The 12,763-nt window shown below is 51.4% G+C and carries 15 protein-coding genes; 8 read left to right on the forward strand and 7 right to left on the reverse strand.

From position 1 onward, the window contains the following. Window positions 1-11: 11 nt before the first annotated feature. Genes mnmA through rluE form a run of 3 tightly spaced genes read right to left on the reverse strand, consistent with a single transcriptional unit; the run spans window position 12 to window position 2,301 of the window. On the reverse strand, window positions 12-1,124 hold the full coding sequence (gene mnmA, locus IM317_RS09035; protein ID WP_032657963.1) for a tRNA 2-thiouridine(34) synthase MnmA: 1,113 nt from the start codon (window positions 1,122-1,124) through the stop codon (window positions 12-14). Window positions 1,125-1,164: 40 nt separating this feature from the next. Beyond that, window positions 1,165-1,638 carry an NUDIX hydrolase gene (locus IM317_RS09040; protein ID WP_033145233.1) on the reverse strand — a complete coding sequence of 158 codons (474 nt, stop codon included), beginning with the start codon at window positions 1,636-1,638 and terminating at the stop codon, window positions 1,165-1,167. A gap of 9 nt (window positions 1,639-1,647) precedes the next feature. Continuing rightward, complete coding sequence (gene rluE, locus IM317_RS09045) at window positions 1,648-2,301, reverse strand: 23S rRNA pseudouridine(2457) synthase RluE (RefSeq protein WP_023311239.1); 654 nt, start codon at window positions 2,299-2,301, stop codon at window positions 1,648-1,650. Between the two features lie 117 nt (window positions 2,302-2,418). Here rluE and icd point away from each other — a divergent pair, with 117 nt between their 5' ends. From icd to IM317_RS09060, 3 genes are all read left to right on the forward strand, one after another. Beyond that, a complete protein-coding gene (gene icd, locus IM317_RS09050) occupies window positions 2,419-3,669 on the forward strand; it encodes an NADP-dependent isocitrate dehydrogenase (protein WP_032657958.1) in 1,251 nt (416 codons plus the stop codon). A gap of 77 nt (window positions 3,670-3,746) precedes the next feature. Continuing rightward, window positions 3,747-4,094, forward strand: a complete 348-nt coding sequence (locus IM317_RS09055; RefSeq protein WP_023311240.1) for a DUF1304 domain-containing protein — start codon at window positions 3,747-3,749, stop codon at window positions 4,092-4,094. 74 nt (window positions 4,095-4,168) lie between these two features. Next, a complete protein-coding gene (locus IM317_RS09060; RefSeq protein WP_033145234.1) occupies window positions 4,169-4,414 on the forward strand; it encodes a DUF2543 family protein in 246 nt (81 codons plus the stop codon). Between the two features lie 289 nt (window positions 4,415-4,703). On the opposite strand, the gene IM317_RS09065 is transcribed toward IM317_RS09060, so the two are convergent. After that, entirely contained in the window at window positions 4,704-6,203 is a 1,500-nt protein-coding gene (locus IM317_RS09065; protein WP_033145235.1) for a cyclic diguanylate phosphodiesterase, read from the reverse strand. A gap of 235 nt (window positions 6,204-6,438) precedes the next feature. On the opposite strand from IM317_RS09065, the gene IM317_RS09070 reads away from it, so the two are divergent. The 3 genes from IM317_RS09070 to IM317_RS09080 all read left to right on the forward strand — a co-directional run bounded on the left by IM317_RS09070 (window position 6,439) and on the right by IM317_RS09080 (window position 10,090). Beyond that, window positions 6,439-7,959, forward strand: coding sequence for a cyclic diguanylate phosphodiesterase (locus tag IM317_RS09070; RefSeq protein ID WP_080277767.1), 1,521 nt, complete (start codon window positions 6,439-6,441; stop codon window positions 7,957-7,959). A gap of 113 nt (window positions 7,960-8,072) precedes the next feature. Beyond that, on the forward strand, window positions 8,073-9,557 hold the full coding sequence (locus IM317_RS09075; protein ID WP_373276177.1) for a diguanylate cyclase: 1,485 nt from the start codon (window positions 8,073-8,075) through the stop codon (window positions 9,555-9,557). Window positions 9,558-9,841: 284 nt separating this feature from the next. Continuing rightward, a complete protein-coding gene (locus tag IM317_RS09080) occupies window positions 9,842-10,090 on the forward strand; it encodes a GlsB/YeaQ/YmgE family stress response membrane protein (protein WP_006174788.1) in 249 nt (82 codons plus the stop codon). Between the two features lie 130 nt (window positions 10,091-10,220). Here the strand turns inward: IM317_RS09080 and IM317_RS09085 are convergent, their stop codons facing one another. Both IM317_RS09085 and IM317_RS09090 read right to left on the reverse strand, forming a co-directional pair. Next, the gene (locus IM317_RS09085) at window positions 10,221-10,319 is read right to left on the reverse strand and encodes a YoaK family small membrane protein (protein WP_029739841.1); all 99 of its coding nucleotides are present in this window, start codon (window positions 10,317-10,319) and stop codon (window positions 10,221-10,223) included. A gap of 45 nt (window positions 10,320-10,364) precedes the next feature. Continuing rightward, a complete protein-coding gene (locus tag IM317_RS09090) occupies window positions 10,365-11,393 on the reverse strand; it encodes a sensor domain-containing diguanylate cyclase (protein WP_033146523.1) in 1,029 nt (342 codons plus the stop codon). 310 nt (window positions 11,394-11,703) lie between these two features. On the opposite strand from IM317_RS09090, the gene IM317_RS09095 reads away from it, so the two are divergent. Both IM317_RS09095 and IM317_RS09100 read left to right on the forward strand, forming a co-directional pair. Next, window positions 11,704-11,958, forward strand: coding sequence for a DUF333 domain-containing protein (locus IM317_RS09095; RefSeq protein ID WP_023311246.1), 255 nt, complete (start codon window positions 11,704-11,706; stop codon window positions 11,956-11,958). Between the two features lie 80 nt (window positions 11,959-12,038). Next, on the forward strand, window positions 12,039-12,344 hold the full coding sequence (locus tag IM317_RS09100) for a periplasmic protein (RefSeq protein ID WP_033145237.1): 306 nt from the start codon (window positions 12,039-12,041) through the stop codon (window positions 12,342-12,344). On the opposite strand, the gene IM317_RS09105 is transcribed toward IM317_RS09100, so the two are convergent. Beyond that, window positions 12,345-12,689: a DUF488 domain-containing protein gene (locus tag IM317_RS09105; RefSeq protein ID WP_033145238.1), complete on the reverse strand. Its 345-nt coding sequence runs from the start codon at window positions 12,687-12,689 to the stop codon at window positions 12,345-12,347. It lies immediately after the preceding gene. Window positions 12,690-12,763 lie beyond the last annotated feature (74 nt).

Consider the following 12,763-nt stretch of genomic DNA (forward strand, 5'->3'; position numbering starts at 1 on the left):
GTGCAATCGTATTAAACAGCAGGCAGCGGCAGGCGCTGTTCAATGATCCCGCCGCCCAGGCAGATTTCGCCGCTGTAGAAGACAGCAGACTGACCCGGGGTGACGGCCGCGACCGGCTCGTCGAAACGCACGTCAATGCGATCGTCATCGAGCGCGGTAATGGTGCAAGGAATATCGGTCTGACGGTAGCGTGTTTTCACCGTGCAGCGCAGGGTGCCTTTCAGCGGCTCACGATCGACCCAGTGAAGCTGCTGCGCGATAAGGCCAACGGACATCAGACGCGGATGATCGTGACCCTGGGCAACAACCAGAATATTGTTTTCGACGTCTTTGTCGACAACATACCATGGATCTTCGCTACCTTCTTTGGTCCCGCCAATACCCAGCCCTTTACGCTGGCCGAGCGTGTGGTACATCAGCCCCTGATGCTGGCCAATCTCTTCCCCGTCGACGGTGACAATTTTACCCGGCTGAGCAGGCAGGTAACGTCCCAGGAAATCGCGGAATTTGCGCTCGCCGATGAAGCAAATGCCGGTAGAGTCTTTTTTCTTCGCGGTGATCAGGTCCAACTCTTCGGCGATTTTACGCACCTGCGGCTTTTCCAGCTCGCCGACCGGGAACAGGCTCTGGGCGATTTGCTCGTGGCTCAGCGTATAGAGGAAATAGCTTTGATCTTTGTTGCCGTCCAGACCGCGCAGCAGCTGGCTTTTGCCATTCACGTCTGCGCGACGCACGTAGTGACCGGTCGCGATGTAGTCAGCGCCCAGATCTTCCGCGGCGAATTCCAGGAAGGCCTTAAATTTGATCTCTTTGTTGCACAGAATATCCGGGTTCGGCGTGCGGCCCGCTTTGTACTCTTCCAGGAACAGTTCAAAAACGTTGTCCCAGTATTCTGCGGCAAAGTTAACGGTGTGCAGTTCAATGCCGAGCTTATCGCATACGGCCTGCGCGTCGGCGAGATCCGCTGCGGCGGTGCAGTATTCCTCGCCATCATCTTCCTCCCAGTTCTTCATGAACAGGCCCTCCACCTTATAGCCCTGTTGCTGTAACAGGTAGGCGGAAACGGAGGAATCGACACCGCCGGACATGCCGACGATCACTTTTTTCTGGCTGTTATCTGACATGGAATACTCACGACATTGAACTTCAAGGCGGCGTATTCTATCACGCCCCCCCACCATTGACACCCTCTGTAAACGGCCAGTTAAATGCGCCGATGACATCCAGCGGTAAGCGGCCAGCAGACTGCCAGCAGCGAATGCTTTCCGCAACCAGCGGCGAGCGCAGGTTTGGCGCGTTCAGGATCTCGTCGGCGGTGACCCAGAGACAGCGATCGATATCGTCATCCTGCGGCTCTGTGGCGCACGTTTCGCTAAGCTCAACGGCGAATAAAAAGCGCAGAAACGGGGTGTGATCCGGCGCGATCCACTGGTGCATACGGATGAAGTGCTGGGGCTCAGCGTGAATGCCGGTCTCTTCCCACAGCTCGCGTTTTGCTGCCTGCAGCAGGGTTTCATTGGCTTCAAGGTGTCCGGCAGGCTGGTTCCACAGCGCTTTGCCGTTAATGCTCTCTTCAACAACAAGGAATTTACCCCTGGCGTGGACCACGCAGGCAACCGTGACATGAGGTTTAAACATAGTGACTCCTTAAGGGGTGACGTCGCGCCATTCGCCGTTTGCCAGCGTTTCCAGAGTGTAGCTGCCCATGGCGTAGCGAATCAGACGCAGGGTAGGGAAGCCGACGTGTGCGGTCATGCGCCGAACCTGGCGGTTGCGGCCTTCATAAAGGGTGATTTTGAGCCAGCTTGTCGGGATGGATTTGCGTTCGCGAATCGGCGGGTTGCGCGGCCACAGCCACTCCGGCTCATTCACGCGTTCAATACCTGCGGGCAGGGTTGGGCCGTCGTTCAACGTCACGCCGCTGCGTAGTGCTGCCAGCGTCGCGTCATCCGGCTCGCCTTCCACCTGGACGAAGTAAATTTTGCCGGTGCGTTTGCCCGGCTGCGTGAGCTTCGCCTGCAACGCGCCGTCGTTGGTTAAGACCAGAAGGCCTTCGCTGTCGCGGTCCAGGCGCCCGGCCGCGTAGACGCCCTGAACGGGAATGTAGTCCTTCAGCGTGCTGCGCCCGGCTTCATCGGTAAACTGCGGCAAAACATCGTAGGGTTTATTGAACAAAATAACCCGCTTCGGCTGGGTTTCCTGCGGTCTTCTGGCGGCTTGTCGCGAGCTGAATCGCTCAACCCGGTGTTTTGTAAAAGAAGTTTTCTTCATGGTATTTTCAGGCGTTATCAATTGCCGCATTATAGCCTAATAACGAAGACCTTTCATGGCGCAGGACAATCAGGTACTATCGAAGGGCTCATTACAATTTATTAACATAAGATCAGTAACAACCAGAAGCGCTCGAAGGAGAGGTTAATGGAAAGCAAAGTAGTTGTTCCGGCGGAAGGTAAAAAGATCACCCTGCAAAACGGCAAGATTAACGTTCCTCACAATCCGATTATCCCGTTCATCGAAGGTGACGGTATCGGTGTAGACGTTACCCCGGCGATGCTGAAAGTGGTTGATGCCGCTGTTGAGAAAGCCTACAAAGGCGAGCGTAAAATTTCCTGGATGGAAATTTACACCGGTGAGAAATCTACTCAAGTTTATGGCCAGGACGTCTGGCTGCCAGCAGAAACGCTGGACCTGATCCGCGACTACCGCGTTGCTATTAAAGGCCCACTGACGACGCCAGTTGGCGGCGGTATCCGTTCCCTGAACGTGGCACTGCGTCAGGAGCTGGACCTGTACGTGTGTCTGCGTCCGGTTCGTTACTATCAGGGCACCCCAAGCCCGGTTAAGCACCCTGAACTGACCGATATGGTTATCTTCCGCGAAAACTCAGAAGACATCTACGCGGGTATCGAATGGAAAGCGGACTCTGCTGACGCAGAAAAAGTGATTAAATTCCTGCGCGAAGAGATGGGCGTGAAGAAGATTCGCTTCCCAGAGCATTGCGGTATCGGCATCAAGCCATGCTCTGAAGACGGTACTAAACGTCTCGTGCGTGCGGCCATCGAATACGCGATCACCAACGACCGTGACTCTGTGACTCTGGTTCACAAAGGCAACATCATGAAGTTCACCGAAGGCGCGTTCAAAGACTGGGGCTACCAGTTGGCGAAAGAAGAGTTCGGCGGTGAGCTGATCGACGGTGGCCCATGGCAGAAGATTAAGAACCCGAACACCGGCAAAGAGATCATCATTAAAGATGTGATCGCCGATGCGTTCCTGCAGCAGATCCTGCTGCGTCCTGCAGAATACGACGTAATTGCCTGTATGAACCTGAACGGTGACTACATCTCTGACGCCCTGGCAGCACAGGTTGGCGGTATCGGTATCGCCCCTGGCGCGAACATCGGTGACGAGTGCGCCCTGTTCGAAGCAACCCACGGTACTGCACCTAAATACGCGGGTCAGGACAAAGTGAACCCAGGCTCTATCATCCTGTCCGCAGAGATGATGCTGCGTCATATGGAATGGTTCGAAGCCGCAGACCTGATTGTTAAAGGTATGGAAGGCGCGATCAACGCGAAAACCGTAACCTATGACTTCGAACGTCTGATGGAAGGCGCTAAGCTGCTGAAATGCTCAGAGTTTGGCGACGCGATTATCGCGAACATGTAATCCAGATTCTGGGTTAAACAAGAGCGGGGGCCTGAGGGTTCCCGTTTTTTTTGCCTCTGCCTGCGGGAGACAACACGATGTTAGCCACCGTCCTTATCGCTGTCGTTGCTTTCATTCATCTCTACATTCTTGTGCTGGAAATGTTCCTGTGGAATACCAAAACAGGACACAAGGCCTTTAATCTGCGTCCTGATTTTGCGCGCGAGACCCGCGTGCTGGCCGCGAATCAGGGGCTGTATAACGGTTTTCTGGCGGCCGGTCTGCTCTGGAGCCTCTGGCTCGGGGAAAAGGGGATTCAGGTGGCCATCTTCTTCCTTACCTGCGTGCTGATCGCCGGACTCTTTGGCGCAGCCACCGCCAGCCGAAAAATTTTGTATGTACAGGCCGCGCCCGCTCTCGCAGCGCTGCTTGCGTTACTCATCTGAAGCAATGCTTTGGTTGAGATTAGGCGTCCGATATACTGATGGCTTTACCCGTAAAAATTAGCGACGAGACAGTTATGAACAACGATATCCCACTGAAATATTATGACATTGCCGATGAGTACGCGACGGAAGCCGCTGAACAGGTCGCTGAGTCAGAGCGTGACGCGCTGGCACATTATTTCCAGCTGCTGCTCACCCGTTTATCGAATAATGAGGAGATTAGTGAGGAAGCCCAGCAGGAGATGGCCACTGAGGCCGGGATCCGTGCGGGTCGCGTTGATGATATTGCGAACTTCCTCAATCAGTGGGGAAATGAATAGTCTGCTTCAAAAACCGTTATGCTGATGCTTTGCGATACAGCTCAGCATCACGCTATCGGACCACATGCATTTTTTCCGCAGAATATGCGAAGCGGGGGCGTCGATAAACAGCGCGAAAATAACGGTCAGACAAAAGAGTACCACTGGGAATAGTAAGGATAATTTCACGTTTTAACCAAAATATGAGTGTGCTTCAGGGTAATCTACCGTCTGAATGTGACGACTATATGTTTTTGCGTAAAAAATAGAAATGCCCGACTGGAAAAAAACGGACGCGCAAGGCTTCGGGTTACGGTGCGACCCCGGTGAGTCGCTTCGCCAGCTCGCTCCGGGTGAGTGCTTTTGAAAAATACCATCCCTGAATCAGCGCATCGGGATATCTGCTTGCAATAAAGCGATATTGAATTTCATTTTCCACGCCCTCGAAAACAAGCGTTTTATTCAATCTTGCAAGGGCATCGCAGAAGATTGCAAAGATGTTTTGCTTATAATGCTCGCTGATGCCGTCCACCAGCGACTTATCAATTTTGATTTCATCATATTCAAGCAGCGACAGGCGGGCGAGATTGGAGTTTTGCACGCCAAAATCATCTATTGATATTTTAACGCCGAGCGATTTCAGCTCCTGACAGAATCCCTCGAGGATATCTGCCGTGGAAACGGCTTTCTCAGAAAGTTCGACCTTCATCAGGGAAAGGGGAAGGTGATTGGCAAAACACGCACGACGCAAAATGGTAATGAACTGTCCATCTTCAATTTCCTTGTGCCCAACGTTTATTGAGACTATCAGCTGGTGTTTTATCGCCAGAGGGGCAATTTCGGAAAGGGATTTTTCGATAATGTTACTGTAATATTTTTTATACAGACCGATCTTCTTAATTAATGGGATAAACAGCTCCGGAGAGACGTCCCCGTGCTTTTGGTCACGCCATCTCGACAGAACTTCTACACCCACGATTTTTTGATCGTGAATGCGAATAATGGGCTGATAGTTAACACTGATGGTATTCGTGAGGACGGCTTTTATCAGCGTACGTTCCAGAGAAAAACGGTCTTCATAGATACGGAAGATAAATAACGTTATCGCAATCCAGATAAAACAGAGAATGACCGCGAGAAGCGCAAAGATAAACGGAGGCAACGAGGCGAGCCCGGCGTCGTGATGCTTCACGATGACGCACAGGTCCCAGAAGGCGCTGCACTGTGTCAGGGTCAGGGTAAACAACGTCGAATGCAGCCAGCTCTGCTGATTTAGCTCCGTGGCGGCCGAAAAAAAGACTCTGCCGAAGTCTTTGGTGGTAGCACTGAGCGAATAGCTTGCGGTAACCGGGGTGAATTTATCGTAAGCATAGCGGGAGGTGAAGATAATAATATTATTATAAATTGCCGCATTGCCCGTGAAAAAGTCTTTTCTCGAAAACTGGGCCAGGAGAAAGCCCCTCGGCGTTTTATGCAGTTCTGCAGGAAGTGCAACGGGCGTCGCGAGTTTCCCCCAAAAAGCGGTACAGACTATTTTTCCCTTCTCAATAAAGCCGATATCGGCAAAATAAAGATTATTAAGCTTAATTTGTCTGTAGCGATCGAGGCTGGTTTTATCGCATCCCTGCGTCGTGATGCTTTTGAGACCCAGCGCCACGCTTTGGGACACGTCTTCTGAATAATGTAAAAGGGTACGGGATATTTCACGCTGTTTGCTCTTCTGCTGACCAATGATTACAGCATTGACCGCATAAAGAGACAGGAAGACCAGAAGCGATGAAACAATAGCAACGGCAATGAGCTTTTTCATTTTCCAGTTATCCAGTCCGCTCCCTGATTTCACAAATCTTAACACAGCCAGGGCAGGGAACAAGCCTGATAGTCACGTCATGTGAGTAAATGCCGGCAGGTGAACTCATACGAAAGTATCAGTTTTTTAAGACAATTCTCAGCTAAGCTATTTTCATTGTTATAAGCAATACCGGGTTAGCACAGGCTCTTCTACCAGAACATCCATACTTGTTTTTTCTATTAAGGAAAACATCGTGCGCAACGTGATGATCCCTATTCTTAGCGCTCTGTTTCTTTTTCTGAGCGGCATTTTGATTATTAACTGGCAGCTATGGCAGATGGCGAAGCTGAGTAATAGTCATACCGCCACGGCCAGCACCCAAAAAATAGAAAAGATTCTGGCTGAAGCCGTCAGTGCGGCCAGCACGGCAAAGCGCGTTGCGGCTCAAGGGTGTACCAGTAGCGGACAGCTGGCGCTGGGGACAGAGGCAGCGCTAAAACCGCATCTGCGCGCCATCATGATCGAGCTGCAGGGGAAAATCATCTGTACTTCCCTTCCCGGGAATGGCGTGTTGATTATTCATCCTGAGACGTTACCTGCCGAAAAATTGATGCTGTTACCCGGCAATCGACTGGTGAACGGCATTCCGGTGCTTATCTTCCAGATGCCCATCGCGGGAGGGCGCGTCATCGTCAGCATCAGTGACGCGCATTTGCAGGACGTCATTGCAAGCGCATCGAACAGCGTGGATCTGGGGCTGGTTGTCGGCGAAAGCATGCTTGTTCGCAACGGCGATGTGAGGGGCTGGAAAGCGGCCTCCTGGACGGGGTCGCTTAAGGCATCAACGCAATTTCCCTTTAGCCTTGCCTGGCAACCTCCTGCCTTTTTCAGCCTGACGCGGCTTTTGCAACAGGGATGGAGCCTGATACTGCTTATTCTCGCGCTATCGGTGGCGGTGGGTATTTTGATCCGCCGATACAAGGGGAAAAGTACCTCATTTGAAGACGATTTGCGTAAAGCGATTTTGCAGGGGGAGATCGAGCCTTATTACCAGCCGATCGTGAACGGCGATACCGGCGGGCTGTACGGCGTTGAGGTCCTGGCAAGATGGAAGCATCCAAAGTCAGGCTTTATCCCGCCGGATGTCTTTATTCCGATTGCTGAACGTAGCGGGTTGATTATTCCGCTGACCAAAGGATTGATGGCGAAAGTGGTGACCCAGCTTAAGCCGCTTTTGCCTAAGCTACCGGACGGGTTTCATATTGGGGTGAACATCAGCGCCAGGCATATTAATGCGCCTTCATTTATCGGTGACTGTCGCGTTTTCGGGAAGGGGTTTCAGGGTAAAGAGGTCAAACTGGTTCTCGAGGTGACCGAGCGTGAACCGCTGGTCGATAATCCTCACCTCGTGGAGAACCTTAACATGCTGCATAACGCCGGCTTTGTTATTGCCCTGGATGATTTTGGTACGGGTTATTCCGGGCTGTCATGCCTTAATGCGCTTGCCATTGATTATATTAAAATTGATAAAAGCTTTGTGAACCGGGTTTCAGAGGAAAAGGACTCAACGATCCTGCTGGACTGCGTCATTGACCTGGCGAAAAAACTCTCTTTGCGCATTGTCGCTGAAGGTGTAGAAACAAAAGAGCAACTGGAGTATCTCAACCGTAATGAGATAACCCTGTTACAGGGATATTATTTTGGTAAACCCGTCTCCTATATCGATTTTATTAAAGTCATTTTATCTAAACCCCGGGAGACCGTTAGTTTGTAAAACGAAATAAAGACGAGCTTCTGTTGTATGCTTAAGTGCAATTCATTTTCCTCTTATCCCCAGCTTTGTTACAGTGACAAGAGTTGTCAGCCAGGGATGTCAGGCGTGATAAGGTGGAAAAGCTCGTGCATGTGAAAAATACTTTTTACACAACAACCATTACCGTCATCATTGTCTCATTGATCATCTCGCTGTCGCTTGCCGTCCAAATTGCCACGTCCAGACAGCAGTCAATTCAGCAAATTAATACCAGCGTTGCTAACCTGAGCCATACCCTTGATGTCTACACCGAGGGGATCATGCGCCAAAGCGAAATGTTAATTACTACCGTTTCCGACATAATCGAAATTTATGGCATGACGCCGCAACAGGCGACCAATATTCAGCGGATGATAAATAATCAGGATAATCTTCTTACCCAGATTAATAATGTGGTTGTTTACGACGCTCAGGGCGATATCTTTACCGCGTTGCACGAAACTTTTACAGGCCCACGCAAAGGATCGGACAGGTCATTTTTTATCTATCACAAGGAAAATAAAAATCAGCAGATTTTTATTGGTGAGCCCGTGGTAAGCAGAACCAATGGCAAATGGGTCATTACCATTAGTCGTCGCCTTGAAACCCACACCGGGGCATTTAACGGTGTCGTGGTGGTGACGCTGGGTATCGAGAATTTTCTCGCGCTTTACGGGCAGATTAATATTGGTCACCTGGGCGTCATTGGCTTAACGACACAATCCGGCGTGCTGCTGGTCCGTCACCCCTTTAAAAATACCTACGTCGGCACGATTTTTTCTGATTCACCCCTCTTCAGGAAATACCTAAAGGTACAAAATACCGGGATAGCCAGTTCCGTTTCGCGGTTTGATAAAATCGAACGCATTTACGCCTATGAGAAAAACCGACGCTACGGGCTGGTGACCACCGTGGCCGTCAGCATTGATGAAGCCCTCGCACCGTGGCGCAAGCAGGCCATTCAGCTGGCGCTGCTCATTTTCGTTTTCACTGCGATACTTATCGTCGCGTCATACTTCCTGTATTCCGACTTATCCAGAAAAACCAGAGATAATAAGGCGCTGAAGATTATCGCTTCCGAGGATGCGTTGACCGGGCTGTATAACCGTCGCATTTTTGATGAAAGAATCCTCTCGGAAATCGCGACTTGTGCCGCGCATGACGCAGCAATTTCGATACTGATTGTGGACGTGGACTACTTCAAAAAATACAACGATAACTACGGCCATCCGGAAGGGGACCGGTGTCTGACGCTGCTGGGAAACAGTCTCAGGGAGAGCCTTACCCGTGATAATCAGATTGTGGCGCGCTACGGCGGAGAGGAGTTTGCGCTGATATTGCCTGATACGGATATTCAGGAGGCGCTTCGACTGGCGCAGACGATTATTCGCAACGTGTTCTCCCTGCAAATCACGCATGATTTTAGCCCCTTCGGACGGGTGACGGTAAGCGTCGGGATTTCCACCGCGCGTGCGGTCGACATCGCGGGCAGCCAGCAGAATATCATTATTGCCGCTGACCAGGCGCTCTACCAGGCAAAACGCGCAGGACGTAACCGGTACGCGTTTGTTGGGGTATGAACAGAAAAAAAGCCCACTCAGGAGTGGGCAAGAAATACTGGAAGCAATGTGAGCAATGTCGTACTGAATACCTGAGTGTTACGCTCAGCTATTCAGTGTTGAGAAAGATAATCTTTCTCAACAAAAGATGCAACCCCACAGTTTATGCGGCTGAACCCTTTTGTTGATGAATAATTGCGCACTCTCTCATTGTGATGCTTATCACAAATTTCCTTTCTGAAATCCTGTGCTATTCTTTTTTGTGTCGTTGATTTAATGACAAAAACCATACAGAGAGGAAAGTTATGGGAATTTTATCCTGGATTATCTTTGGGCTTATTGCGGGTATTCTGGCGAAGTGGATCATGCCGGGCAAAGATGGCGGTGGGTTTATCGTCACCGTAATACTGGGTATTATCGGCGCGGTAGTCGGCGGCTGGATCAGTACGCTGTTCGGTTTTGGCAAAGTCGATGGCTTTAACTTCGGCAGCTTTGCCGTCGCGGTCATCGGTGCGCTGGTTGTTCTGTTTATCTACAGAAAAATCAAAAGCTAAGGCTTACAAGCGTGAAAAAAGGCTGCCAGATGGCGGCCTTTTTACGTAGTGGCGTTTACCACCAGCCAAGCTGCGTGCCGGCAAACGCCGCGATGGCAACGATCAGCATAACGAGGGTCGTTTTTCTCATTTATGCCCCAGGCGCCGCGTAACCACCGACAAAAAACCATGCTAAAAAAATCACCGCCGTTATAAAAATAACGACCGGGAAGAGGATCCCTATTCTCATATCATCACCTGTTTCGGTTTTTGTAACGCCGTAGAGTGTACGGGGTTAATCCATAGTGAGAAAGCGTGTTTTGCTTTTTCCTTTCTTATCCTGATACATCGCGACATCCGCATCGCGTAATGCGCCGTCCGGATCGGTTACCCGAGGGTCCACTTCGATAACGCCGACGCTGGCTCCGGGGTAAATGAGGTTGACGCTACCCAGCCAGTATTCACCGGCAATACAGGCGCTGAGGCGCGTTTTGAGCAGCGTGACCTGCGCGTTATCTCCTTCGCTGTGGGATGTGCTCAACGACGCCACCAGAAACTCATCGCCGCCCAGCCTGCCAATGATATCGTCCTGCTGTTTTTCTTCCGTCAGACGCTTGCCCACTTCAATCAGGAACTGGTCGCCAGCCTCGTGGCCGTAGCGATCGTTAATCAGCTTGAAATCATCCAGATCGATGAACGCGATGACGGTGTTACGTTTAAGGTGACGCGCCAGGGAAAACAGCGTGGTCAGATCTTCAAAAATGGCGCGACGGTTGGGTAAACCGGTAAGGGCATCCGTGTAAGAGTGCGCGATGAGGGCCGCGTTGGCTTCGCGAAGCTGGGTTACCAGCGACTCTTTCTGAATGGACTGGGCAATCAGACCGGCGAATAACTTCAGGACCTGTTCACCGCGCTCGCTAAGCGGCTTTCTGGCCGTGCTGGTGGCACAAAGCGTTCCGTAGAGTGAACCATCCGCAAGATGGACAGGAATACTCATGTAGGTCGTAATGCCGAGCGCTTTCGCCGCCTCGCATTCCGGCCAGCGTTCGGGAACGTCGTTGCTGAATACGGTGTCGCTATCCAGCGCGCGCTTGCACAGTGTTTCATCCCATGGGACGCTCAGCCCCTCAGGAATTGTCATCTGCTTGCTGTTGCGGGCGTAGAGGATATGCTGCAGTCGGGCTTCGATATCTACCTTGGTGAGGTAAGTCGACTCCATGTCAGTCACAATCTCCAGCATCTCCAGCAGCTGGCGAACGAGACCTTCAAGGGATTGTTCAGTGGCGAGGGTTTCTGAAACACGGGCAAGGATAATATCCGACATGACGTAGAATGACTCCCAGGCAGAAGACGTCTGCATCTGCATGTTATGCTGAATTTTTAGACTTCAGGCATAGTAAAACATGAATATAAAAAATTTAATATATGCAGGGAGAGGGCAGCAGCAGAGAAAAAAAGGCCCCGTTGTTGAGACCGGGGCAAAGACATCTTGATTACGGAATGATGTTCTCTGGTCATATCGAGAACATGCCACACTATAGTGTTGAAAAGTGCAGTTAAAATGGAGAAATCATGGAGAAAGGGGCGATGACCCGTTAACCTTAGATTGTCATGATGTCACAAGGATCAATGAGATGAGATTTCTGCTTCTGGCGCTGGCGCTTCCCCTGGCTGCCTGCACCGCGAAAACAACCCCACCCGATGCCCCGAAACCACCGCACGCTATCGGTATGGCGAACCCGGCCTCCGTGTACTGCCTGGAGAAAGGTGGGGAACAGATCCCGGTTCAAAGCCCGCAGGGCGTACGCACGGAGTGCAAACTACCGGGGGGCGAAGTGATTGATGAATGGACGCTCTACCGTCGCGATCGTCCGCAACCCACCAGGTGACAGACCTATATTGCCTGCGATACACTTCTCTTTAGGATTATTCTTAGCCAGTCCCTGGCTATCGTTACCGTGAGAGAAGTATGTTTCAGCTTAAACCGGGCAGCATGGCGATGATCATCGGTGCCCGCACGGCGTCAGGCCGTCGCAATATTGGTAAATCTGTTGAGCTGTTTGGCCTGTGTCAGCCCGGCCTGCGTTTCGTTAACCCGGTCAACGGCGTGATGACGCAATTACCCTCTACCGCCGATCGCGCGCTTTGGCTGGTGACAGGTGATGTTTACGCCTTTGACAATCAGCACGGCTTTGCCTTTGTCCGCGCCGAACATCTGATGCCGCTCACCCCCGATGAAGCGCCGCAAATGCATGACGAGCTGGCGATCGGCTGATCAGAGATGGCGCAGCCAGTCGGCTAATACCAGGGCGTGATTTTGCTTCGTGTCTTTGGCAGCAAAGAGCAGGGTGACGGTCTGCCTGTTCGCCAGCGTCGCCAGACGCATTCCCTCGTCAGCATGCTGCGCCAGCTCTTCCCGATAGGCTTTGCTGAAGGCGGCGAAATCAATGGTTTCGCTATGAAAGGCCTTGCGTAATTCATTCGAGGGCGTGAGCACTTTGCACCATTCATCATAGACGAGGTCCGTTTTTTTAACCCCGCGCGGCCACAGCTTGTCTACCAGCACCCGATAGCCGTCGTCCGGACCAGCCTGCTCGTATACGCGTTTGCATTGAATCATAATTCCACCCTCCCAATTTAAGGTATTGTGATAATTGCAGAAGATCGGTAGTCTGAGGTTCCTTATGTTATCTG

The organism is Enterobacter cloacae complex sp. S3, from assembly GCF_014930495.1.
GTDB classification, from domain to species: domain Bacteria; phylum Pseudomonadota; class Gammaproteobacteria; order Enterobacterales; family Enterobacteriaceae; genus Enterobacter; species Enterobacter asburiae_B.